Genomic DNA, 24,262 nt, shown 5'->3' on the forward strand with positions numbered 1-24,262 from the left:
GCAGGCAGTGGCTGCAGCGGCACGGCGAGAAGCAGTTGCGCATCCTCGACGGCGAGATCCCCGAAGTCACTCCTCCTCGTCGGCCCCGCCCGGTGCCGGTTCCTCGGCCGGTGTCTCCGCAGCGGGGGCGTCGGTGCCGGCCTCACCCGCATCCGAGTCCTCGGCGGGCGCCGGGGCGTTGCGCGGTGCCGGTTCCGGGCTGACGCACCGGACGACGGGCACCGGGTCGTAGCGCACCGTCCGCGTGGTGTTCGAGATCTGCGCCCCGGTCTGCGCGTCGGTGACGATACGGGTGTCGGTGACTGTGAAGCCCTGCGCGCCGCCCGAGGGAACGCAGCCGGACCCGGCGGGCAGCGTGATCGTGTTGGGCGAGGTGTAGTTCGTGCGGTTGCCGGTGACCGACTGCACGTCGACGGTCTTGGTGCCCCAGATCCGCACGGTGATATCGGAGCTGGTGCCGATCGTCTGGATCATCACGCCGGTGTCGAACGGGTTGCGGAACTTCAGGTCGATCGCACCGTCGAAGATGGTGGCCTCACGCGCCGCCGGATAACGCGAGATGTAGTAGCTGTGCTCGGTGTGCTCGACATCCTCCATACCGGCGAAGTACGTCGCGTTGTAAAGGGTCGTCGCGAGCTGGCTGATGCCGCCGCCCACGGCCCGCCCGGGCCGGCCGGACTCGATGATCCCGGACTCGATGTAGCCCTGCGCGGCGCCACGCGGACCCGTGTAGTCGTTGAACGAGAAGGTCTCGCCGGGCTCCACGATGGCACCGTCGATCTCCTCTGCGGCCAACCGGATGTTGACGCCGGAGGCGTACTCGAAGCCGCTGGTGGTGAACTCGCCGATCACCTCGCGGATACCGAGCTTCTCGGCGCCCTCGGTGGTCAGCTCCGGTTCGGCCTCGCGGTAGACGGCCTCGACGCGGCGCTCACCCTCCTGTTTCAGCAGGTCGGGCAGCTTCTCGAGGGTGACGGGCCAGTCGACGAGTTCACCGGTCTCGCTGGGCACGACCGACGGACGGCCGCCCTCGAGGACGATCCGCGCGTCCTTCGGTTCGGTCTCGGACGGGGCGAGCTGCGGCGCGAGGATGCCGGTCGCGGCCTCCGTGTCGTACTGCGGCTGCAGGCCGCCGGAGCCGTCGGGCACGAACGACAGCACCGCACCGATGTCGTTGCGGGGCAGCACACCGGTGACACCCTCGCGTCCCTGCACCGTCAGGTCCTGGGCGACGGCCGGGACCGCGATCTCGGCGAGGGCCCGGTCGAGTCCTTCCCGGGTGACTGTGACGTCGACGCTCTCGACGGGCAGCGCCACGTCGCCGTAGAGCCAGCGCTCGGCGAACACGTCGCTCGCGTCGGCGGTGTCGACCTGCTGGCCGGACTGCGGGGTGATCGGGACGGGCTGACCGTCCTCGAAGACGATGTTGCCCTCACGGGGTTCGTGGGCGGCCGAGGCGGTCACCTTCTCGACGGCCGCGGTGAGGAGCGGTTCGTCACGGGTGGAGACCACACCGATCTCGTCGGTGCGGAAGAACGACGCCAGTCGCGTGAAGGGATTGAGGGGCTGGGAACCGACACGGTCGAGGGTCGCGGGCCAGTCGATGCCGATGCCCGCCTCGGCGGGCACGATCTGCCCACCGGTGTCGCCCGCGGTGACGGTGACCGGGGCGGTCAGGCGCGGGGTGAGGTCCTCGATGAGGGTGGCCTCGGCGGCGTCGAGGGACATGCCGCCGATCTCGATGCCGGCCACGGTCGTGCCGCGCGGCACCTTGCCGGACGAGGTGGCGAGGTCGGCGACATAGAGGACGGCGAGCAGCGCGACGACACCCCCGACGACCAGGGCGATCGCGCGCCTGGGCAGATTCGGGCCGGAGTCACCGGAGTCCCCACCGTACGGTTCGTCGCCACCCGGAGGCGGGGAGGCCGGGGGCGGCAGATCGGTGCCTCCCGGATCGGTCTGTGCACCGGAGACGACCGAGTCGGTCTGTGCACCGGAGACGACCGAGTCGGTCTGTGCGCCGGAGGCAACCGGGATGACGGCGGTGGGGGCCTCCCAAGGCGGGACGTCCTCCTCCTGCGGCGTCTCGGCCTCGGGTGCGGGTTCACGGTCGGCTTCGGAGACCTCCCGCTCGGGAACGGGCTGCGTCTCGGGCTCGACCGGCGGCGTCTCGTCGCCCCGATCCGGGTCCTCGGTCCCGTTGCTGCCGCTCACACTGTCCCTTCCCGACTGCGGCGCGCCTGGGTTCCGCGCGCCGGACTACCTCGCTCCAGCCTAGTTGCCCTAGCGGGAACGGGCTGTGCCGGGAACGGGCTGTGCCGGGAACGGACTGCGCCGGGAACGCGAAGACCCCGCGTTGCTACCAGGTCGGGGGTCAGGCAGCAGCGCGGGGTCACATGGTTCATCGCTGTCCGTGGCGGAGCGTTACACACCGCACGGAATTTTTATTCTCAACCATCTCCGGGGAGACGGCGAGAAGCCGATCAGGCCTCGAGGATCGCGGTCACGCCCTGGCCACCGGCGGCGCAGATCGAGATCAGGCCGCGGACGGGCTTACCGGTCTCCTGCTTCTTCTCGTGCAGCATCTTCGCGAGCGAGGCGACGATGCGGCCGCCGGTCGCGGCGAACGGGTGACCGGCCGCGAGCGACGAGCCGTTGACGTTGAGCTTGCTGCGGTCGATCGAGCCGAGCGGCGCGTCGAGGCCGAGCTTGCCCTTGCAGTACTCCTCCGACTCGAACGCCTGCAGCGTCGCGAGCACGACCGACGCGAACGCCTCGTGGATCTCGTAGAAGTCGAAGTCCTGCAGGGTCAGGCCGTTGCGCTTGAGCAGACGCGGGATGGCGTAGGTGGGGGCCATGAGCAGACCGTCGCCGCCGTGGACATAGTCGACCGCCGCGGTCTCGGAGTCGACGAGGTAGGCGAGCACGGGCAGCTTGCGCTCGGCGGCCCACTCCTCGCTGGCGAGCAGCGCGACGGAGGCGCCGTCGGTGAGCGGGGTCGAGTTGCCGGCGGTCATGGTGGCGTCGCCGAGCTTGGTGCCGAAGACCGGCTCGAGCTTGGCGAGCTTCTCGACGGACGAGTCGGGGCGCAGGTTGTCGTCGCGGGTCAGGCCGAGGAACGGCGTGACGAGGTCGTCGAAGAAACCGCGGTCGTAGGCGGCGGCCATGTTGCGGTGGCTCGCGGCGGCCAGCTCGTCCTGCTCCTCGCGGGAGATGCCGAATTCCTTGGCGGTGATCGCGGCGTGCTCACCCATGGACAGGCCGGTGCGCGGCTCACCGTTGCGCGGGATCTCGATGCCGAGCATCGACGGGCGCACGTTGCCGAGCAGCTTGACGCGGTCGGCGGTGGTGCGGGCGCGGTTGAGCGACAGCAGGAACTCGCGCAGCTGGTTGTTCACGGCGATCGGCGCGTCGGAGGTGGTGTCCACGCCACCGCCGATACCGGCCTCGATGCGGCCGGCGGCGATGGCGTCGCCCACGGCGATGATCGACTGCAGGCCGGTGCCGCAGGCCTGCTGCAGGTCCCAGGCCGGGGTGTAGGGGCTCAGGGCGCTGCCGAGCACGCACTCGCGGATGAGGTTGAAGTCGCGGCTGTGCTTGAGGACGGCACCGCCGACCACGGCACCGAGCTGCTCGCCCTGCAGGTTGAACCGTCCGACGAGGCCGTCGAGAGCCGCGGTGAACATGTCCTGGTTCGACGCGCGGGCGTACTTGCGGTCGGAGCGAGCGAAGGGGATCCGGTTGCCGCCGAGGACGGCGACACGGCGCTGCTTCGAGGAACGGGCTTCGGTAGTCACTGGCGTCTCCCGGTTTTCGGACGGATTCGAGTTCTGGCTACTATTCTTACTCACGGGTAAGTTTGTTGTCGAACACGCCTGTTGACGAACTCTGCACCGACGACCGAATCGAAGAAGGTGGAACCGTGGCCGAAGCCAAGGGCGCTCCCAAGCTCTACGCCCAGCTCATCTCGTCCGCACCCGGGGCATTCCTCGCCAAGCAGTTCGGTCTGCCCAAGCCCGAGACGCTGCGCCGCTACCAGCCGGGTGAGCCGCCGCTCCCCGGTCCGGTGCTGCTGGGAGGAAGCGGCCGCCTCGTCGAGCCGATCCGCACCCTGCTGAGCGACTACACGTTCGCCGAGCCGTCCGACACGTCCTTCGGTGCCCTCGTGTTCGACGCTACCGGCATCACCGACGCCGCGGGCCTGGAACAGCTGTTCACGTTCTTCCAGCCCACCGTGCGCAACCTGCTGCCCTCCGGTCGCGTCGTCGTTCTCGGCACCACCCCCGAGGAGGCGGCCTCCGTCGACGAGCGCATCGCCCAGCGGGCCCTCGAGGGCTTCACCCGCAGCCTCGGCAAGGAGTTGCGCCGCGGCGCGACCGTCCAGCTCGTCTACGTCTCCCCCAAGGCCCCCACCGGCTTGTCCGGCGCCGAGTCGACGCTGCGCTTCCTGCTCTCGGCGAAGTCGGCCTTCGTCGACGCGCAGGTCATCCGCATCGGTGAGGACGAGGCGAAGGCCCCCGCCTCCTGGGACAAGCCGCTCGACGGCAAGGTCGCCGTGGTCACCGGTGCCGCGCGCGGCATCGGCGCGACCATCGCCGAGGTGCTCGCCCGCGACGGTGCGACGATCGTCGCCGTCGACATCCCGGCCGCCGGCGACGCGCTGACGCAGACCGCCAACAAGGTCAAGGGCACCGCCTTCACCCTCGACGTGAGCGCCGCCGACGCCGGCGACAAGCTCGCCGAGCACCTGCTCGAGCGGCACGGCGGCGCCGACATCATCGTCCACAACGCCGGGATCACCCGCGACAAGCTGCTGGTGAACATGGACGCCGCCCGGTGGAACTCGGTGATCGCGGTCAACCTCGTCGCCCCGCAGAAGATCACCGAGGTCCTCGTCGAGAAGGGTGCCCTCAAGGAGGGTGGCCGCGTCATCGACGTGTCGTCGATCGCCGGTATCGCCGGCAACCGCGGCCAGACCAACTACGGAGCCTCGAAGGCCGGTGTCATCGGTCTCGTGCAGGCCACCGCACCGGTGCTCGCCGAGAAGAAGATCACCGTCAACGCCGTCGCACCCGGTTTCATCGAGACCGCGATGACCGCTGCGATCCCGCTCGCCACCCGCGAGGCCGGCCGCCTGATGAGCTCGCTGCAGCAGGGCGGCGAGACCGTCGACGTCGCCGAGACCATCGCGTGGTTCGCCAACCCGGCGTCGAGCGCCGTGACCGGGCAGGTCGTGCGCGTGTGCGGCCAGTCCATGCTGGGGGCATAGATGGCACGCATCGAACTGCCCTCCTTGCCGTCGACCCTCGACATCTACAGCCGGGCCGTGCTGGGGGCGTTGCCCGTCGTGGGTGCCTCGGGGGATCGACTGCCCGAGGACGTGCTGGAACTGCGGTCGTTGAAGGTCGATCCGGACAACCTCGCCGAGTACACCAAGGTGTGCGGGCTGCGGTTCGGTGACACCCTGCCGCTGACCTACCCGTTCGTGCTCACCTTCCCGATCGTGATGAAACTGATGGTGGGACGGGACTTCCCGTTCGCCGCCGTCGGTTCGGTGCACGCCGAGAACGTGATCGAACGGTTCCGGCCGATCTCGGTCACCGAACCGCTCGACCTCGCGGTGCACGCCGAGAACATGCGCGAGCACCGCAAAGGCCTGCTCGTCGATCTCGTCAGCGAGATCAAGGTGGGTCGCGAGCTCGTGTGGCGGCAGACGTCGACCTTCCTGCACCAGCAGCGCACCTCGCTGTCGGGGCAGCCGAAGCCCGAGCCGAAGGAGGAGGAGATCCCGCCGGTCCCCACCACCACGCTGCGGGTGGACCAGAAGGTCATCGACCGCTACGCGGCGGTCTCCGGCGACCGCAACCCGATCCACGTGTCGAGCCTGGGCGCCAAGGCGTTCGGATTCCCGAAGACCATCGCCCACGGCATGTGGAGCGCCGCGGCGACGCTGTCGGCGGTGGAGGGACGAATCCCCGAGAAGGCCACCTACTCGGTCCGTTTCGGCAAGCCGGTGCTGCTGCCGTCGTCGCTGAACCTGTACGCGCAGCACGTCGCGGACGGCTGGGATCTGGCGCTGCGGCATCCGAAGAAGCTCTACCCGCATCTGACGGCCACGCTGCGCACGCAGTAACGATCGGCGCACCACGCGCGCAGCAACGACCACGAAGACTTCGGGGCGGGGTGGGACGCGATGGGGGCGTTCCACCCCGCCCGAACCCGTGTACGGGACCGAATCCGTTGCGGGAAGCGCGGATCAGTTCGGGTGGTCGGACCGCTTCCGACCGGCGAGACCGCGCCAGGCGAGGTTCTCGAGCAGATCCGCCGCCTTCTGCACGTCGATCTCCCCGCCGGCGATACGGTCGGCGACGGCCTCACCGGCGCCGACGAGCGCGACGGCCATGATGGTGAAGTCGGTGCCCGGCTCCGGGTCGCGGGTGCTCGACTCGAGCAGCTGGGCGGTGAGTTCGATGAGCCGGTCCCGGCTGCTCTGCACCTGCGGTGCAAAAGCCTGCTGCGACAACGCTTGCCGGTAGAGCACCATCCACGACGGGCGGTGCTCGTCGACGAAGCCGAGGAACGACTCGAGCGCGACCCGCAGCTGCTCGCGCGGCGAGAGGGTCGGATCACCGGCCGGGGTGAGCGCCTCGACGAACCGCTGCCCCTCGCGGGCGATGCACGCGGCGAACAGTTCGTCCTTCGAGCCGTAGTACAGATAGAGCATCGGCTTGGAGATCGACGCCCGCGCTGCGATCGCATCCATGGACGTGTTGTGGAAGCCGTTCTCCGAGAACACCTCCACGGCGGCGTCCAGCATCTGTTGCTCGCGCACCGCACGCGGCAAACGCTTGGTCCCGCCCGCCATTGCTCCTCCCAGCACTCTCGAATCGAGTGCTTACTCTACGGTAGGTGAGGTTCCCGGCGCGTCAGGCCGAGCAATTCGGCCGCCCCCGATCGGGCGGCCCGGGCAATTCGGCCGCCCCCGATCGGGCGGCCCGGGCAGTTCGGCCGCCTACGACCGGGCGAGCCGGGCGATTCAGCAGTCCAGGGCGCCCTTCGCGCGGGTCACCGTGCGTACCGCCTCGTCCACCCGCTGCACCGGCAGTGTCCCGTCGGCCACGACCTGCTCGAGATGGTCCAACACGGCCGGCACCTCCGTTGTGGTCAGCCACAACGCCTGGTTCACCCCGGCGACGAGCGCGGCCTCCACGGCCTCGGCGATCCCGTAGGTGTCACTGATCGCGCGCATCCCGGACAGGTCGTCGGTGAAGATCACGCCGTCGAAGGGCGGGCCGCCGTAGGCACCGGACCGCAGCAGGTCGACGGCCTGCGGGCTGATGCTCGCCGGCACGCCGTCGGTCAGGCCCGGCACGTCGAGGTGACCGAGCATCACCGCGACCTCCGGCGAGACGAGACTGCGGTAGGGCACGAGGTCGATCTGCTGCAGCTGCTCGAGCGGCGGCGTGGTCACCGCCCCGGTGTGGGAGTCGCCCGACGCCGAGCCGTGGCCCGGAAAGTGCTTGAGCACCGGCATGATTCCGGCGTCGAGCAGGCCGCGCGCGTAGGCACCGGCGTACTGCGTGACGATCTCGGGATCGGAAGAGAACGACCGGTCGCCGATGACCGAATCGTCCGGCTGCGAACTGACGTCGACGTCCGGGGCGAAGTCGACGGTGATGCCCAGCGACTTCAGTTCCTGTCCGCGCTCGAGGGCCATGCGGTAGGTCTCCTCGACGGTCATCGTCTCCGCGACGACCCGCGCCGAGGGATCGGGACCGAACAGCTGCCCGACCCGGGAGACCCGGCCGCCCTCCTCGTCGATGGTGACCATCAGCGGCAGCGGGCTCTGCGCGGCGACCTGCGGGATCAGCCCGTCGGTGAGCATCGAGACGTCGGTCCAGCTGCCGATGAAGATGCCGCCGATCTGCTCGGACGCCACGATCGCCCGGGCGTCCTCGGCGCCGGTGACCCCGACGTTGAGCAGCTGGGCGAGCTTCTGCCGCAGCGTCAGCCGGGCAAGCAGATCGTCGCCGCAGGTCGCCGACGTCGTGGTGGCCACGGCGTCGCTGGTGGTGGTGGCGGTCGCGGGGGTGGTGGTGTCGGTCGTCGCGGAGACCGCGGGCGTCGGCTGCTCCGGTTCGGCGGTGTCGGAGGACCCGCATCCCGCCGCGGCGAGGGCGGCGGCGAGCACGGCGGCGAGGGTGTGACGGATCCGCATGATCCGACGGTAGCGGACTGTCCCCCGGAACACCCACGGTGGACGTCCCGGCAGGTTAAGGTGCACCCGAGCATCCGAATCCGAGCCAGGGGGTACGCGGTGGGCGCAGATCTGATCCTCATCGCCTACGACGGTTCCGAGAACTCCCAGCGCGCTGTGCGATACGCCGGCCGCTTCCTCGAATCGTGCCGCGCGGTCGTCGTCACCGCCTGGGAACCGATGGTCCGCCAGGCCGCCCGGATGTCGGGGCTGTCGGGGGTCATGCAACCCGAGTGGGTGCCCGACGAGGACAGCGAGGACGTCGCCCTGTCCGACGCCCGGGTCACCAACGACGAAGGCCTCGAACTCGCCCGGTCGGTGGGGCTGCACGCCGAGGGCCGCACCGTCGAGGTGGTCAACGCAGTGTGGTCGGCGATCGTCGAGGCCGCCGACGAACTGGACGTCGACATCATCGTCACAGGCACCCGCGGCACCACGGGACTGCGGTCGCTGCTGCAGTCCTCGGTGGCCGACCACGTGCTCCGCCACAGTCACCGTCCGGTGCTCATCGTGCCGCCGGGCCGCTAGGCTCGGACCGGGTCACAGCGGGCGCGGGGATATTGTCGATCCACCATGGACGGATTCCTGCTCTCGCGCGCCGATCGCACCGTGCACGCCACCGGCACGCGCCGGTTCTTCGACGACGTCCCCTCCGCATCGCAGGCACTGCGCCGCGGGGAGGCGACCCTCGTGGTCGGTGCGCTGCCGTTCTCCCCGCACCGTCCGGTGGTCCTCGCGCAACCCGAGGAGGTCGACGTCACCGACGGCCCGTGGCAAGGACCGGAGGATCCGGGCGAGCTGCCCGCCGTGCGGATCTCCGCGGAGGTGCCGCTGCCCCGCGTGCACGTCGAGCGGGTACGGCGCCTCGTCGACCGGCTGTCCTTCGGGGAGACGAAGAAGGTCGTCGCGGCGCGGCGGGTCGTGCTGGAGGCCGACGAACCCCTCGATCCCCTCGCCCTCGCCGCCCGCATGATCGAACGTCATCCCGACGCCGCCACCTTCGCACTGGATCTCAGCGCTGCGGGGGAACGCTTCTGGGGGCACAGCCTCGTCGGGGCGAGCCCGGAACTGCTCGTCAGCCGCCGCGGCAGCACCGTCACCTGCCGGCCGCTCGCCGGGACCGCCGCGCGCCGTGCCGATCCGGAGGAGGACCGCCGCGCCGGGGAGGAACTGCTGGCATCGGCCAAGAACCTCGCCGAGCACGGATACGTCGTCGACTGGATCCGTTCCCGCCTGGCGCCGCTGTGCAGCGAACTCGACGTGCCCGGGACCCCGGAGCTGGTCGCGACCCCCGACGTGTGGCATCTGGCCAGCCCGATCACCGGCACCCTGCGCGACGGGATCGACGCGCTGACCCTGGCGTGGACCCTGCACCCCACCCCGGCGCTGGCGGGCACCCCGCGGGAGGCCGCGCTGGACCTCATCTCCCGGTTCGAGGAGGACCGCCGCTTCTTCGGGGGCACGGTGGGCTGGTGCGACGCCGAGGGCGACGGCGACTGGATCGTCGCGATCCGTTGCGCCGAGCTGAGCTCGGACTGCCGGCGGGCCGTGGCCTGGGCCGGAGGCGGCATCGTCGCCGATTCCGATCCGGTGGCCGAACTCGACGAGACCACCGCGAAACTGCGTACCCTGCTGGGGGCGCTGGGGGTGGAGACCGCCCCGGACGCCGGTTGATCCGTGTCGGGGACACGGCCCCGCCCGGGAGGGCAGGTCGGGTGATAGTTTGGCGCGGAACCGAAACGACAACGTGACGCCCGGTGGTACCGCCGCGTCACCGATGGATGGGGAGACGGAATGGGGAAGTTCCTGGGACCGGGCCTGGGTAGCGTGGTTGCCGGTGCCGTGATCGGTGCCGTGGCGGTGTTCGGGGTGACGGCCGCCGTGCAGGACAACCAGCGACCCGAGATCGATCGCAGTGGCAACGCCGATTCGTCCCTCCTGAACCAGGTTGAGTACGGCAGCCGCTGACGGCGCCGGCAACGCTTCGAGTTCACGCACGTCCCGAGGCGGCACGGAGCTCCCGTCCGCCGAGGCACTGCCGCGCCGGTGGCTGCTCGTGGTCACCGCCGTCGCGGTCGTGTTGTCGTTCGTCCAGGTCCCCGGCCTGGTCGTCGCCGACACCAAGTACGACCTGACGCAGAACCCGATCGGCTTCCTCACTCGCGCCGCCCACCAGTGGAGCAGTGTGGCGCCGCTCGGGCAGGTGCAGAACCAGGCGTACGGCTACTTCTTCCCCCACGGCTCGTTCTTCGCCTTGGGGCAGCTCCTGCACATCCCCCCGTGGATCACGCAGCGCGTGTGGTGGGTACTGCTGCTCGTCGCCGGGTTCTGGGGCATCGTGCGGCTCGCCGAGGCCCTGGGCGTCGGCAGCCGCAGCTCCCGGGTCATCGCCGCGACCGCGTTCGTGCTGGCGCCCCGGGTGCTGACGACCCTCGGATCGATCTCGTCCGAGGCGCACCCGATGATGCTCGCCCCCTGGGTGCTCATCCCCCTCGTCCGCTGGTTCGCCGACCCGGATCCACCCTCGCATCGCCGGCTCGCCGCACAGTCCGCCGCGGCGGTGGCGCTCATGGGCGCGATCAACGCCGTGGCCACGGCCGCCGCCTGCCTCGTCGCCGGACTGTGGTGGGCCGCGCACCGCCCCAACCGCCGCTGGTGGCGGTTCACCCTCTGGTGGCTGCCGCTGTGCCTCGTCGCGGTCACCTGGTGGATGGTGCCGCTGCTGCTGCTCGGCCGCGTCAGCCCACCCTTCCTCGACTACATCGAATCGTCGGGGGTCACCACCGAGTGGACGTCCCTGACGGAGGTGCTGCGCGGCACCAGCAGCTGGACCCCCTTCGTCTCCCCCGAACGCATCGCCGGGGCCGTGCTCGTCACCCAGCCGGCCGCCGTGCTCGTCACCGGGGCGCTCGCCGCCGCGGGTCTCGCCGGGCTGGCGATGCGGTCGATGCCCGCCCGCGGCCGACTCACCCTGATCCTGTTCGTCGGTCTCGTCGGCATGGGCGCCGGCTACGTCGGCCAGCTCGACTCGCCGTGGGCCGAGCAGGTACGCCTGTTCCTCGACACCACCGGTGCGCCGCTGCGCAACGTCCACAAGCTCGAACCGCTGGTGCGGCTGCCGCTGGTGCTGGGCCTCGCGCACCTGCTGCGCGCGGTGCCGCTGCCGGGGTCGGTGCCGTGGGCCCGGGCCCGCAGCGCCTTCGCGCACCCCGAACGCAATCCGATGGTGCCGGTGACGACGCTGATCCTCGTCGCCCTGACCCTCGCGACGTCCCTGGCGTGGACCGGCAGACTCGCGCCGCGCGGCGCCTACGACGAGGTGCCCGGCTACTGGCACGCCGCCGCCGAATGGCTCGAGGACAACACCGACGACCGTGGGCAGCGCGCCCTCGTCGTGCCCGGGGCGCCCTTCGGCAGCCAGATCTGGGGGCTGACCCGCGACGAGCCGCTGCAGGCCCTGGCGTCGACGCCGTGGGCGAGCCGCGACGCGGTGCCGCTGGTGCCGCCCGGCGCGATCCGCGCCCTGGACGCGGTGCAACGCGAGATCGCCGACGGGCGTCCCTCCGACGGTCTGGCCGCGACCCTGCGCGGTCAGGGCATCGGTTTCCTGGTGGTGCGCAACGACCTCGACCCCGACACCTCCCCCGGTGCCCGGCCCGCCCTCGTGCACCGCGCCCTCGAGGGTTCCCCCGGCATCGCGAAGGTCGCGGAGTTCGGCGACGACATCGTGCTCGAGAACCCCGAGGACTTCGTCACCGACGCCGACCTGCGGCCCGCCTATCCGGCCGTGGAGATCTACCGCGTCACCGACCCCGCCGCCGCGCCCTTCGGCCCGTACGCGGTGGACCTCGGGGACGTGCCGGTCGTGCAGGGCGGCCCCGAGTCGCTGCTGCGCCGCAACACCGCCGACCCCGAGTTCGTCGGCCCAACCCTGCTCGCCGCCGACGCCCGGCGGGCCGGGATCCCCGTCGACGCGGTGACGATCACCGACACCCCCACCGACCGGGAGACCGACTACGGGCAGGTCGACCACCATTCCTCCGCGATCCGCGCCGCCGACGACCCACGCCGCACCCACAACGCGGTGCCCGACTATCCGGTGCCCGACACCGAACTCGTGCGCGCCGAATGGGAGGGTGCCCGCATCAGCGTGTCCAGCTCCGCCTCCGACGCGACGCAGCTCGGCGGCACCTCCGTGGCGAGCGGCCCGGCCGCGGTGGTCGACGGCGACCCCACCACCGGCTGGCACAGCAACGGCCTCGAATCCGGCATCGGCCAATGGCTGCAGCTCGACCTCGACGAACCGATCACGACAGGTCTGCTGCGCCTGACGACGAGCTCCGGGGCGCTCGGCGATCCCGTCAAGTGGCTCGAGGTGACCACCGAACGCGGCAGCACCGCGGTGCGCATCGACAAGCCGGGTCGCGAACAGACCGTGGCGCTGCCGCTGGGCGAGACGTCGTGGATCCGCATCACCTCGGTCCACACCGAACGCGGCACGGTCGGCAGTCAGTTCGGCATCACCGAACTGTCGGTGGAGGACTTCACCGACCCGGACGCCCCGCACCTACTCGACATCCGCCGCCGCATCGTCGTCCCCGGCCCGCCCGAGGACGCGACGGTGCTCGGCTGGGAACTGGGGCAGGAGTTCCCCGGTCGCGGCGGCTGCATCGACACCGAGGACCGGGTGCGTTGCGCGCGGGGCCTGGCGACCTCCGCAGAGGAACCCGACACGTTCACCCGCACCCTCACCGTGCCGGCGGAGACCTGGGTCGAACCCGACCTGCGGGTGCGGGCCCGCCCCGGCCCCGCCCTCGAGGACCTCGTCGACCGGTCCGACCGGGTGGTCGCGCGCGGCGGCGCCGACGTCGTGGACCTGCAGGGTTCGGCGTTCGCGCTGACCGACGGGGATCCGCGCACCTCCTGGACCGCCGAGGAGAGCTCGGTCGAAGCCGGGGCGCCGCGCCCGTCCGTCACCCTCGAACTGCCCGCCGAGGAACGGGTGACCGGTCTCGACGTCGCCACCTCGGTCGGGGACCTGCCGGTCGCGCCGACGCGGGTCGCAGTGAACCTCGGCAACGGCCCGCAGGTGCGCGAGATCGGTGAGGACGGCCGCGTCGAACTGTCGCCGCACGTCACCGACCGGGTCGAGCTGACGGTGGTGGGCTGGCGCGACACCCTCGACCGCACCGTGCTCGGCTTCTCCAAGCTCACCCCGCCCGGCCTCGCGGAGGTCACGGTCCTCACCGACGACGGCCCGGTCGGCGCACAGGGTTCGGTGTACGAGGAGACGGTGACGGTCGGCTGCGAGACCGGCCCGGTGCTGATCGTCGACGGCGTCGCCTACCGCACGTCCGTCACCGCGACCGTCGCCGAGCTCGCCGCGGGCGTGGAAGTGCCTGCGACGCTGTGCGACACGGACGTCGTCGGCATGAACCCGGGCCGGGTGGACGTCGACGTCGAACCCGGCGCGGCGTTCGTCGCGTCGAGCCTGCGGCTGACCGTGCCCGGCACCGAGGTGCCCGCCACCGACCCCGTGGAGCTGCGCAAGGGCACCTGGACCGAGAACCTGCGCGAGGTGACCGTCCCGGCCGGCGACGAGGACCGGCTGGTCGTGGTGCCGGAGAGCACCAACGTGGGCTGGGTGGCCCGCACCGCGGACGGCAGCGTCGCGACCCCGGTCGTGGTGGACGGCTGGCAGCAGGGCTGGATCGTGCCCGCCGGACCGGAACAGACCCTGACGCTCGAGTTCGCGACCGACCGCTGGTACCGGCTCGGCATCTTCGGCGGACTGCTGTTGCTGCTGCCGCTCTTCGCGCTGGCGTGGTGGCCGCGGCGCCGCGATCCGGAAGCCGATCCCGGCCCGATGCCGCGCACCTGGCGGTCGGCGACGGTCGCGCTCGGTGGTCTGCTGGCCGCGGCGGTCGTGCTCACCGGCTGGGTGGGGGCCGTCGTGGTGGTCGCCGGAGCGCTCGGTGTGGGTGTGCTCGAACGCCGCGGCGCGGCGGTGACGTCACGGCTGCTCGTCGGTGTCGCGGGCGGCGCGACGATGCTCGCGACGGCGTTGCTGTCCACCGGGCCGTGGCGCGCCCCCGACGGCTATGTCGGGCACTCGGCCCTGATTCAGTTCGCGGCGCTGGTCGGGGTCGTCGCGGTCGGGCTCTCGGCGGTGCCCCGGGCGAGCTTCGCGGCGCGCCGCGCGGCGTCCCAGCGGTGGAAGGCGACCCGCGCCGGTTCCTCGACGAGCGCGTAGCTCACCGACGCCACGGCCAGGCTCAGCACGATCGTCACCGCGAGCACGAACCAGAAGTGGCCGCCGAAGGCGGGGATGCCGAAGACCGGGAAGACGATCGACAGCACCGCCAGGTGCCAGATGAACACGCCGTAGGACCAGCGGCCGACGGTCAGCGCCGGACGGCTCGCGAGGATCCGGTGGTGGGTGCGCGGGGCGAGGGTCAGCGGCGCGAGCAGCGCGAAGCTCATGATCGCCCCGAAGGCGGTCTTGAAGCAGAACTCCCACGGCTTCAGGTCGGTGAGGGTCTCCGGGCCCGCCAGTGGCGTCGCGGCGAGCGCGAAGGCGGCCACCGCGATGGTGCCCATGAGCACGCGGCGCGCGGCGAGGCGGTGCACCCACGTGGTGGGGACGGTGACGAGTTCGGCGAGGATCATGCCCGCTGCGAACCACGGCACGTAGCCGGGCAGCCAGTTGGTGTGGGCGATGTGGTCCGGGGTGGGCACCGGCATCCACGCCCAGCCCAGCGACAGCACGACCGCCGCGCACAGCAGCGGGATGCGGAACCGGGCGGCGTCCCCGCGCAACCGGCTCAGCGCCAGCGCGACCAGCGGCAGCACCAGATAGAAGGCCACCTCGACCGACAGGCTCCACATCTGTGTCAGCCCCTCGGTGAGGGTGAGCGGCACGAAGACCTGCACCAACGTCAGGTTCGCCCACCACACCGACGCGCCGCCGCCGGCGCCGGGCAGCAGCCACAGCACCAGGATCACCACGGTCCAGTAGGCCGGGAGGATGCGGGTCGCGCGGGAGAGCAGGTACCGCACCGTCGACGGGCGCGGACCGAGCCCGCGGGCCGCTGCGGCGTGCGGGCGCCACAGCAGGAAACCCGACAGGGCGAAGAACAGGGCGACGGCGAGGTCGAAACGCGCCCACACCCGGCCGATCACCGGGTCCTGCACCGCCGCGGTCTGGAACGCCACGTGGGTGACGAGGACGCCGACGGCGGCGAAGCCGCGCATCCCCTCGAGTGCCGGGAGGAAGCCGCTCGCCGTCGGCAGCCGGTCGGTGTTGCTGGTCATCGCCGACCAGTGTGCCCTGTGACGTCCCACGAACCGAAGGACGGAGAGGTGACTCACCCCGTCGACTGTGGTGAGCGGGCGCGCATATTGCCATACGGGGCTGTTAGTGTCTGACCTCACGTGGTGTTCGCGGGTCGGATGCCAGGCGATCCGTGCAGCCCTGCTGCCGGTGGGGGTACTCGATGACAACGTTGAGTGAGGAGAGAGCATGGCTGAGCGTTCGAGCTCCGGCCGGATACTGGCAATGATTCTGGTGGGCCTGGGGGCCTTCCTCTTGGTGATCGGAATTCTCGTACCGACGTACACGGTGGGGAAGCTGAAGAAGACGCCCCTGGACCTCGAGGTGACCACGGTCGCCACGGGCACGGGCGACATCCTCAACTCCCGCCAGCTGCTCGCCGGCAACGCGCAGGTCGACCGCGACGTGCCGATCGTCGCGCAGCGTTTCGTCACGGTCGAGGAGCCCTCCGACGCCGAGATCATGACGCTCCAGGCGGGCCAGAGCGTGCGGCGCCTCGACATGCAGGGCGACACCGGCCTGGTCTCGGCCATCATCGACCGCCTCACCATCGACCGTGTGTCCTCCATGCCGGTCTCGGCGGAGGAGTACCCGGATCGTGTCAGCACGATCCAGGTCAACGCCGACAAGCCCCCGGTGGAGGTCGACAACCGTGAGGGCCTTCAGTACAAGTTCCCGTTCGACGTGAAGCAGGAGTCGTACCCCTACTACGACATCAACGCTCGCGACACCTTCCCCATCGACTTCGTCGGTGAGGAGGAGATCAACGGCATGAAGGTCTACCACTTCCACCAGGAGATCGGCCCCGTCGACCTGTCGAAGGCCGACCCGGAGGTCCCGACCTACAAGCTGAGCCTGCCCGCCTCCACCTGGGGTGTCGGTGAGGACGACCGGCCCGTCACGATGACCCGCTGGTACAACAACATCCGCGACCTGTGGGTCGACCCGATCACCGGTGTCGTCATCAAGGGCCAGGAACAGCAGGACCAGTACTACGCCCGTCAGGCCGACAAGCCCGAGGTCACCGTCCTGAACGTGACGCTGCCGTTCGACGAGGAGACCATCGAGTACCAGATCGGCCAGGCCAAGGACGGCCAGGACCAGCTGTCGCTGTTCGGCCGCACCCTGCCGATCGTCGCGGGCATCCTCGGTCTCATCCTGCTGATCGCCGGTTTCGTGCTCGGCTCGCGCGGGGGCGGCGACAACCGTCGTCCCGCGACCGCCGCGGGCGGCCCGGCTCCGTCCGGCCCGGCCACCACGACCGTCGGCACCGCCGGCGCCGCGGGGACGCGCCGCGACTACACCGACGACCGCACCGAGGTGATCCCGCGGACCGAGACGGATCCGAACGCGCAGCAGCGCGACTGGACCACCGACGCGACGCAGGAGATCCCGAAGACGGATCTGCGGAAGCCGCCGCCGAACCAGCAGTGACCCGCTGAGCGGTCCACTGACCTACACGCCGCCCCTCACCGTTCCCGGTGGGGGGCGGTGTCGTGTGTGGGGGTGCCGGCCGAGGCTGCGCGCACGGCGAGCACCGCCACCGCGGCGGCCGTCACCGCGGCCACTCCGACGGCGACGGCGACGAACTGCCGCAGCGTGGACGCGACGGTGGCCATGAGGACCGCCTCGACGGCCAGGCCCGCCCACGCGACGAACGCGAGATGCGTGCGGTCCCCGGCGATCGCGGACAGCAACGCGCCCTGTAGCACGGCGAGACAGGCGCCCTGCAGCGCGAACAGCCACAGCAGCGACTGCACCGGGCGGTAGACGTCGCCGACGAGCAGCGGCACCAGCGGCCCGCACACCGCCGCCCCGGCGACCAGCACGGTGCCGATGGCGACGAGCACCGCCAGCGCCGCGCGCACCGCCGCCGCGGACTGCGCGGGGTTGGCCATGCGCGGGTAGAGCACCACCCCGACGGCCTGCGGCAGCCAGAACGCCACCTTCGTCGCCACCGCGCCGAGCGCGTAGAGGCCGGCGGAGTCGGCGTCGAGCATCATGCGGGCCAGCAGCAGGTCGAGCGAGGTGAGGGCGATGAGCGCGAGCTGCACCTGCGAGGCGCGCAGCACCGCCCCGGCGGTGGGGACACGTCCGTCCCCACCGCCGTCGGCGCGGCCGACGAGCAGCGCCGCGGCGAGGGCCACCAGCCCGGTGCCGATCGCCCCGGCGAACAGGGCCGCGCCCGGTCCGCCACCGGCGGCGAGCACCCCCACCGCCGGCACCACCTTCGCGATCCCCGCGGCGGCCAGCACGACGCTCAGCGCCCCGAAGCGTCCCCGGCCCTGCAGCAGGCCCTGTTCGGCGGCGAGCAGGACGAGCAGCGGTGCGGTGACGAGGGAGCCGAAGGCCCCGGCGACGCTCGTGTCGAGCGCCCACGCCACCACCGGCACGAGCAGCACCGCCGCGAGGCAGGCGAGGGCGGCGCAGCGGTAGCCGAGGTGCCGCAGCACCGCGACGCCGGCGCCGTGCACGGTCTCGCGGGCGACGACGGTCTGCAGCGCCAGGGCGGGCACCGCGAGGACGAGCTGGGCGGCGAGCAGGCTGGCGAACTCGCCGTAGCCGGCGGGTCCCAGCCAGCGGCCGGCGGGCAGGTGCAGCAGATAGGAGGCGAGGTTGGCGGTCATCGCGCCGACCGTCACCATCGTCATCCCCGCGACGGCGGTCCCCGTCGGCGAGCGGCGCGTCGGCCTGGCGTCGTCCGCCCCGGATCCGCCCGGCCCGGTTCCCTCCGAGGCGGGTCGCGAAGTGCGCATCCGCCCATCCTCCCATCCGGAACGACCCCCATCACGAACGACGCCGTATTCTGCCGCCATGCCCCGGCCGGTGTCGTCGTCCCCCCTGTCCTCCCCCGGGGCTCTGCGATCCGCGGTGCCGGCCGTGTGGTCGCTGGTGCTCACGGCCGTGCTCCTCGGCCCGTTCCTGGTCTCCCCGGGCTGTCTGCTGTTCCGCGACGCGGTGAGCACGCCCCGGTCGTTCCTCACCGACGGCGCCCTCGGCCTGTCCGACGCCGCGGCCCGCGCGGTGCCCCAGGACGCGTTGCTGGCGTGGGTGAGCACGGTCGTCGACGGATGCCTCGCGGTGACGGTGCTGCTGGGCGCGTCGCTGTGGGGGGCGGGCTGGGGCGCGGCACGGCTGGTCGCGGTGCTGCTGCCCACGGCCGGTCCGGGGGCACGGCTGGTCGCGGCGACCCTGACGATCTGGAATCCCTACGTCGCCGAACGGCTGCTGCAGGGGCATTGGAGTCTGCTCGCGGGGTACGCGGCGCTGCCCTGGGCGATCTGCGCGGCGACGGCGATCCGCCGGGGCCGCCCGGGTGGGTGGCCGGCGCTGGCGGTGAGCCTGGCGGCCGGTGGCCTGACCCCCACGGGAGCGCTGCTGGCGACGGTCGCCGTGCTGGTGGTGCTGGCGATGCCGGGCGGCCGGACCCGTCCGCTGCCGCGGCTGGGTGCGGCGGTGGCGCTCGGGGTCGTGGTGTCGCTGCCCTGGCTGGTCGCGACCGCGCTGGCCGGGGGCGGCACCGAGGCCGACCCGGCGGGTGTGCGGGCCTTCGCGGCCCGCGCCGAACCGCTGCTCGCGACGGTGGGGTCGGTGGCCGGGCTCGGTGGCATCTGGAACGGCGACGCGGTGCCCGCCTCCCGCGGCACCCCCTGGGCAGCGGTCGGCACACTGCTGCTGCTCGGGGTGGTCGCGTGCGGTGTGCCGGCGCTGTGGCGGCGGCACCGCAACCCGGTGATCGCCGCGACGGCGGTCCTCGCGGCGACGGTGACGGTGACGGTCGCGCTCGCGGCGACCGGCCCGGGACTCGCCGCCGGCGAATGGGCGATGGTGCACGTTCCCGGGGCGGGTCTGCTGCGCGACACCCAGAAATGGGTGGCCTGGGCGGTGCCCGCCTACGCGCTGGCCGCGGCGGCCGGGGTGCAGACCCTCACCCGCCGGGTCGGGGGATCCGAACGGGTGTGGGCGGCGACGGCGAGCGTGGCGCTGCTGGTCGCGCTGCCCGACCTCGCGTGGGGTGTCGGCGGGACGCTCGGGCCGGTGCGTTATCCGGACGGCTGGCGGGAGGTCGCGGGGATCGTCACCGCCGGCGACGGGGATGTCGCGGTCCTGCCCGCGGGCATGTTCCGGATGTTCCCGTGGTCCGGGCCGGTGCCGGTGCTCGATCCGGCACCGCGGATGCTGCGCGCCGACGTGCTGCAGACCGGCACGCTGGTGGTCGCGGGTGGTGCCGTCGCCGGGGAGGGCCGACGCGCCGAGGAAGTCGAGGAACTGCTGCTGGCCGGGGCGGACGCCTCGGAACTCGCCGCGCGCGGGATCGGCTGGGTGCTCGTCGAGCACGGCACTCCCGGTGCACTCGGCGACGCGCAGGTCACCCTCGACGCGCTCGAAAACGCCTACAGCGACCAGGATCTGAGTCTCTATCGGGTGGACGGCGCCGCCGCGGAAGGCTCACCCCCTCACGGGATCGCGATCGGGGCGCACCTGGTGTGGTTACTTGTGGCGGCCGGCGGCGTACTGGGGCAGCTGCTCGTTCACCGTCGAGGGTTCGCCCGCGCGCGGGAACAGGCCTGAGACGACCTGCCCGAAGGTGGTGGCGACGAGCACGTCGTGGACGCCTTCTCCCGTTGCCTCCCAGGAGAACTCGCCTGCGCGGATGCGCGCCTTGCCGCCGAGTTGGCGGCGGCGGTCGGCGTCGGCGAGCAGTTCGGCGATCGCGGCGGTCAGTTCGGCCGGGGAGTCGACGAGCAGTCCGGTGACGCCGTCGATGATCGAGTCGGTCAGCCCCTTGGAGCTGCGGTAGCCGACGGTGGGGACGCCGTGCTGCGCGGCCTCCACCACCGCGAGACCCCACCCCTCCTTTCGGGAGGGCATGACGTGAACCCATGCGTGCGAGAGCAGTTCGTGCTTGCGCGTCTCGTCGACGTGGCCGTGGAAGGTCACCGCGTCGGCGATGCCGAGGTCGGCCGCGGCGTCGCGGAGGTTCTGCTCCCACCAGCCGCCGCCGATGACGTCGAGGTGCAGTCCCGGCACGGTGTCGCGCAGGGCCGCCACCGCGGCGAGGGCGTCCTCGATCTGCTTGTGCGGCACCAGCCTCGACAACACGCACAGGCTCGGGTGCGGGGTGCGGGTGCCGTCGCCGCCGGGTGTCACGTCGGCGGGGATCGCGTTGATCCCGTTGCGCACCACGGCGATCCGGTCACGATCGACGCCGAGGGCACGGAGTTCGTCGGCAGAGGGCAGCGACACCGTCAGGTACTGGTTGCGGCGGTGCACCCGCGGGGAGAGCGTGGACTCGATCCACCAGCCGAGCCTGGCCATCACCCGCCCCGCGACCGGCCACTGTTCGCGGTGGCAGTGGTGCACGAGCACGGTGACCGGGGCGCCGGCGACGAACCGCGCGAAGAAGGGGATGCCGTTCTGGGTGTCGATCACGGCGTCGGGCCGGATACCGGCGAGCGGGCCGAAACCGAGCCGGCCGGCGAGGATCGCCGCGAGGGCCCGCGGGTAGACGGTCAGCCGGCCACCACCACGGCTGACGGTGATGCCGTCGATGCGGTCGCGTTTCGGGGCTCCCGGATACGAGGCGGTGCGCAGCACCACCCGGACACCGCGGGCCGCCAGCTGCGCCCCCACCTGTTCCAGATACCGCTCGCTGCCACCCCCCTGCGGGTGCCCGCTGTCGCGCCAGCAGAGCAGCAGAACCTCCCGCACGCGGTGACCCCCTGTGTTACCCCAACGGCCCCCCACGGCGGGCCGATCCGTGTCGACTGTGACATGGACACACTAACGGGTGCGGTCGGGCCACAGGTGGGGGAAGCCTTCGGTCCCGCCGCTAAGGTGGTTCGACGTGCCACCGACGACCGCCCCCGCCACCCGCGTGACCCGGCTGTTCGCCCGCCGCGCCACCCTGCGCCGTTCCGTGGGCCTGCTCGGCAGCTTCCGGTTCGAGCAGACGGCACCGGAGAAGTTCTACGGCGGCCTCGCCCACGACACCGTCGACCTCATCGGCGACCTCTACCAGGGTCTGACCGGCACCGATCTGACCGGCACCACGGTCGTCGACGTGGGCGGCGGCCCCGGCTACTTCGCCGACGCGTTCACCGGCGTCGGCTCGCGGTACGTGCCCATCGAACCGGACCCGTCCGAGATGCACGCCGCCGGCCTGCAGGTGGGCGGGGCGATCCGCGGCTCGGGCCTGGCCCTGCCGTTGCGGACCGGATCGGTGGACGTGTGCTTCTCGTCGAACGTCGCCGAGCACGTCGCCAGCCCCTGGGTGATGGCCGACGAGATGCTGCGGGTGACGCGGCCCGGCGGGCTGATGGTGCTGTCGTACACGCTGTGGTGGGGTCCCTTCGGCGGGCACGAGACCGGACCCTGGCACGCCTTCGGCGGCGAGTACGCCGCGCGCCGCTACGCGCGCAAGCACGGCCGGGAGCCGAAGAACCGCTACGGGGTGTCGCTGTTCGCGGTCGGCGCGACGGACGGGCTGCGCTGGGCGCGGTCCACTCCCGACGGGGAACTTCTCGCGGCCTTCCCCCGCTACCACCCGCGGTGGGCGTGGTGGCTGGTGCGGGTGCCGGTGGTGCGGGAGTTCCTGGTCAGCAACCTGGTGCTCGTCCTGCGGAAACGTTGACGGCCGGCTTACTGTCGTCGCCATGACGACTCCTGTCCTACTGTCGTCACCATGACGACTCCTGTCCTACTGTCGTCGCCATGACGGTTCTGGCTCTCGACGTCGGCGGCACCAAGTTCGCCGCGGCCGTCGTCGCCGACGACGGCACCCCGCTCGAACCCCGTTCCGTGCGCGTGCCGCAGACCGGTGTGTGGGACGCCTGCGCGGGTCTGCTGTGCGAGATCGCGGCGCTCGGCACCGAGCCGGTGACGGCGGTGGGGATCGCCGCCGCCGGTCCCGTGGACGCCGCGGGAGGCACGATCGCGCCCATCAACATCCGCGAGTGGAGCGGCGGCTTCCCGCTGGTCCACGCGGTGCGCGAGCTGTTCCCGTACGCCCGGGTGGGGCTGGTGATGGACGGGGCGGCCGCGACCCTCGCGGAGCAGCGTTTCGGTGCCGGTCGCGGGGTCGGCGACCTGCTCGGGGTGGTGCTCGGCACCGGCATCGGCGGGGGGCTGGTGCTCGGGGGCCGGCTCGTCCGCGGCCGCACCGGCAATGCCGGGCACGTCGGGCACGTCGTCTCCCCTTACGGCACCGCGGCGTGCTCGTGCGGCGGGATCGGATGCGTCGAGACGGTCGCGAGCGGCCCGGCGGCGGTGCGGTGGGCCCGCGCGCACGGCTGGGAGGGCCGCGACGGCACCGCGCTGGCCGCGGACGCCGATGCCGGGGTGGGGGTGGCCGCGGCGGCGCTGGAACGGGCCGGGACGGCCGTGGGTCAGGTGGTTGCGTCGGCGGCGGCCCTGGTGGACGTGTCGCGGGTGGTGGTCGGGGGTGGCTTCGCGCAGGCCGGTCAGCATCTGTGGCGGCCGATGCTGGCCTCGGCGGCGCGGCACGCCCGGCTGGGGTTCGTGCGGGAGCTGCAGATCGTCCCGGCGGAACTGGGACCCATCGCGACGCTCACCGGTGCGGCACTGGTCGCGGTGGGTCACGACTAGGTAACCGATCGTCGGTTGCGTGTCCGTGCGGGCCTACCCTGAGGATCTGACAGTCCCGGCGGGAACCGGTGGCCGTTTCCGCCGGGATGCCCGGCGAACGGATCGGTGGTGTCCGCATGCGGATTGCTGAAATTCTGCGAAACAAGGGCTCCACGGTGCGGACGGTGTCACCGGACACGAGCGTCTGCGAACTGATCGGGGACTTCGCCCGTTTCAACATCGGCGCCATGGTGATCTGCGAGGGCGAGACCCTCGTCGGGATCGTCACCGAACGCGACATCGTGCGGGCCCTGCACGAGCGCGGGCCGTCGATCCTCGCGACCGCGGTTCGCGACCTGATGTCCGGCACGGTGACGACCTGCCTGCCCACCGATTCGGTGGACAGCCTCGCCGAGACCATGACGGAGCAGCGGATCCGGCACCTGCCGGTGATGTCCGACGGCCGCCTCGTGGGCATCGTCAGTATCGGCGACGTGGTCAAGAGCCGCATCGACGAGTTGCAGGCCGAGCGCGACCAGCTGGCGTCCTACATCCACGACGGCGGCTGAGCCGCCCGGTGCCACGGCGGCCGAGCCGCCCGGTGTCACGGCGGCTGGACAGTCAGTCCTCGGGGCTGTCGGTACCGGTGGTGGGCCGGTCGAGGATGCTCACGCTCACCCCGTAGGGCAGGAACCGCACCGACCGGCGCGGATCGGTGTTGCCCTTGAGGGTGCGCAGGGCGTCGAGTTCGGTGGCGTACACCTGGTCGACGCGGGCGACCCCCTCGTCGTCGGTGGTGTGGACGACCCACACCCCGTCGCCGGTCTCGCCGGTGGTGGTCTCGGTCTTCGGCCGGGTGCGGGTGGGGGCCGCGGGGGCGTCGAGGAACGAGAAGATGCGGTCCTTGAGCTCGCGCAGTTCCTCACCGGCCTCGCGCACGATGCGGTCGATGTCCTCGGGGTCGAACCCGAACGGGTTGTTCTCCGCCATGTCTTCTCCTGACCGTAGGCACCCTCCAGTGTGGGGACGGTGGGCGATTCGCGCCACCCGCGTGCCGGGTTCGGCCGATGGTGGGGCGAGGCGGC

At 72.0% G+C, this 24,262-nt stretch carries 18 protein-coding genes and 1 pseudogene; 11 read left to right on the forward strand and 8 right to left on the reverse strand.

All coding sequences use genetic code 11. The features are described 5' to 3' along the window. Positions 1-66: 66 nt before the first annotated feature. Both OED52_RS18065 and OED52_RS18070 read right to left on the reverse strand, forming a co-directional pair. Entirely contained in the window at positions 67-2,214 is a 2,148-nt protein-coding gene (locus OED52_RS18065; RefSeq protein ID WP_264152208.1) for a VanW family protein, read from the reverse strand. Positions 2,215-2,483: 269 nt separating this feature from the next. Continuing rightward, positions 2,484-3,797, reverse strand: coding sequence for an acetyl-CoA C-acetyltransferase (locus OED52_RS18070; protein WP_264152209.1), 1,314 nt, complete (start codon positions 3,795-3,797; stop codon positions 2,484-2,486). A gap of 125 nt (positions 3,798-3,922) precedes the next feature. Here OED52_RS18070 and OED52_RS18075 point away from each other — a divergent pair, with 125 nt between their 5' ends. Further along, positions 3,923-5,269, forward strand: a complete 1,347-nt coding sequence (locus OED52_RS18075) for a 3-oxoacyl-ACP reductase (RefSeq protein ID WP_264152210.1) — start codon at positions 3,923-3,925, stop codon at positions 5,267-5,269. Next, positions 5,270-6,133, forward strand: a complete 864-nt coding sequence (locus tag OED52_RS18080) for a MaoC/PaaZ C-terminal domain-containing protein (RefSeq protein ID WP_264152211.1) — start codon at positions 5,270-5,272, stop codon at positions 6,131-6,133. It abuts the gene before it with no gap. Between the two features lie 123 nt (positions 6,134-6,256). On the opposite strand, the gene OED52_RS18085 is transcribed toward OED52_RS18080, so the two are convergent. Both OED52_RS18085 and OED52_RS18090 read right to left on the reverse strand, forming a co-directional pair. Continuing rightward, on the reverse strand, positions 6,257-6,865 hold the full coding sequence (locus OED52_RS18085; protein ID WP_264152212.1) for a TetR/AcrR family transcriptional regulator: 609 nt from the start codon (positions 6,863-6,865) through the stop codon (positions 6,257-6,259). Positions 6,866-7,036: 171 nt separating this feature from the next. Beyond that, the gene (locus OED52_RS18090; RefSeq protein WP_264152213.1) at positions 7,037-8,218 is read right to left on the reverse strand and encodes a glycoside hydrolase family 3 N-terminal domain-containing protein; all 1,182 of its coding nucleotides are present in this window, start codon (positions 8,216-8,218) and stop codon (positions 7,037-7,039) included. A 99-nt stretch (positions 8,219-8,317) separates the two neighbouring features. Between OED52_RS18090 and OED52_RS18095 the strand changes: the two genes are divergently transcribed. The 4 genes from OED52_RS18095 to OED52_RS18110 all read left to right on the forward strand — a co-directional run bounded on the left by OED52_RS18095 (position 8,318) and on the right by OED52_RS18110 (position 14,510). Further along, a complete protein-coding gene (locus OED52_RS18095; RefSeq protein WP_264152214.1) occupies positions 8,318-8,785 on the forward strand; it encodes a universal stress protein in 468 nt (155 codons plus the stop codon). A 45-nt stretch (positions 8,786-8,830) separates the two neighbouring features. Continuing rightward, complete coding sequence (locus OED52_RS18100; RefSeq protein WP_264152215.1) at positions 8,831-9,931, forward strand: isochorismate synthase; 1,101 nt, start codon at positions 8,831-8,833, stop codon at positions 9,929-9,931. A 120-nt stretch (positions 9,932-10,051) separates the two neighbouring features. Then, positions 10,052-10,225, forward strand: a complete 174-nt coding sequence (locus OED52_RS18105; RefSeq protein WP_264152216.1) for a DUF2613 domain-containing protein — start codon at positions 10,052-10,054, stop codon at positions 10,223-10,225. Further along, positions 10,206-14,510: an alpha-(1->3)-arabinofuranosyltransferase gene (locus OED52_RS18110; RefSeq protein ID WP_264152217.1), complete on the forward strand. Its 4,305-nt coding sequence runs from the start codon at positions 10,206-10,208 to the stop codon at positions 14,508-14,510. The genes OED52_RS18105 and OED52_RS18110 overlap by 20 nt, the downstream gene beginning before the upstream one ends. Before the next feature lie 23 nt (positions 14,511-14,533). Here OED52_RS18110 and OED52_RS18115 read toward each other — a convergent pair. Continuing rightward, positions 14,534-15,781, reverse strand: a pseudogene (locus OED52_RS18115) (acyltransferase family protein); the annotation flags it as partial. Between OED52_RS18115 and OED52_RS18120 the strand changes: the two are divergent. Beyond that, on the forward strand, positions 15,780-17,024 hold the full coding sequence (locus tag OED52_RS18120) for a PorA family protein (protein WP_264152218.1): 1,245 nt from the start codon (positions 15,780-15,782) through the stop codon (positions 17,022-17,024). The pseudogene OED52_RS18115 and the gene OED52_RS18120 overlap by 2 nt on opposite strands. Before the next feature lie 35 nt (positions 17,025-17,059). On the opposite strand, the gene OED52_RS18125 is transcribed toward OED52_RS18120, so the two are convergent. Then, the gene (locus OED52_RS18125; protein ID WP_413247771.1) at positions 17,060-18,241 is read right to left on the reverse strand and encodes a polysaccharide biosynthesis protein; all 1,182 of its coding nucleotides are present in this window, start codon (positions 18,239-18,241) and stop codon (positions 17,060-17,062) included. 163 nt (positions 18,242-18,404) lie between these two features. Here OED52_RS18125 and OED52_RS18130 point away from each other — a divergent pair, with 163 nt between their 5' ends. After that, entirely contained in the window at positions 18,405-20,162 is a 1,758-nt protein-coding gene (locus OED52_RS18130; protein ID WP_264152219.1) for a hypothetical protein, read from the forward strand. On the opposite strand, the gene OED52_RS18135 is transcribed toward OED52_RS18130, so the two are convergent. Next, positions 20,082-21,302: a glycosyltransferase family 4 protein gene (locus OED52_RS18135; protein ID WP_264152220.1), complete on the reverse strand. Its 1,221-nt coding sequence runs from the start codon at positions 21,300-21,302 to the stop codon at positions 20,082-20,084. The genes OED52_RS18130 and OED52_RS18135 overlap by 81 nt on opposite strands. Before the next feature lie 166 nt (positions 21,303-21,468). On the opposite strand from OED52_RS18135, the gene OED52_RS18140 reads away from it, so the two are divergent. The 3 genes from OED52_RS18140 (at position 21,469) to OED52_RS18150 (ending at position 23,746) form a co-directional block, all read left to right on the forward strand. After that, a complete protein-coding gene (locus tag OED52_RS18140; RefSeq protein WP_264154755.1) occupies positions 21,469-22,224 on the forward strand; it encodes a class I SAM-dependent methyltransferase in 756 nt (251 codons plus the stop codon). Positions 22,225-22,304: 80 nt separating this feature from the next. Then, positions 22,305-23,198: an ROK family protein gene (locus OED52_RS18145; protein ID WP_264152221.1), complete on the forward strand. Its 894-nt coding sequence runs from the start codon at positions 22,305-22,307 to the stop codon at positions 23,196-23,198. Between the two features lie 116 nt (positions 23,199-23,314). Next, the gene (locus OED52_RS18150; RefSeq protein WP_264152222.1) at positions 23,315-23,746 is read left to right on the forward strand and encodes a CBS domain-containing protein; all 432 of its coding nucleotides are present in this window, start codon (positions 23,315-23,317) and stop codon (positions 23,744-23,746) included. Between the two features lie 52 nt (positions 23,747-23,798). On the opposite strand, the gene OED52_RS18155 is transcribed toward OED52_RS18150, so the two are convergent. After that, positions 23,799-24,167 (reverse strand): hypothetical protein, encoded by a 369-nt coding sequence (locus OED52_RS18155; protein WP_264152223.1) that lies wholly within the window; start codon positions 24,165-24,167, stop codon positions 23,799-23,801. Between the last annotated feature and the right edge of the window lie 95 nt (positions 24,168-24,262).

It is taken from the genome of Rhodococcus sp. Z13 (assembly GCF_025837095.1).
In the GTDB taxonomy this organism is placed as follows: Bacteria; Actinomycetota; Actinomycetes; order Mycobacteriales; family Mycobacteriaceae; genus Rhodococcus; species Rhodococcus sacchari.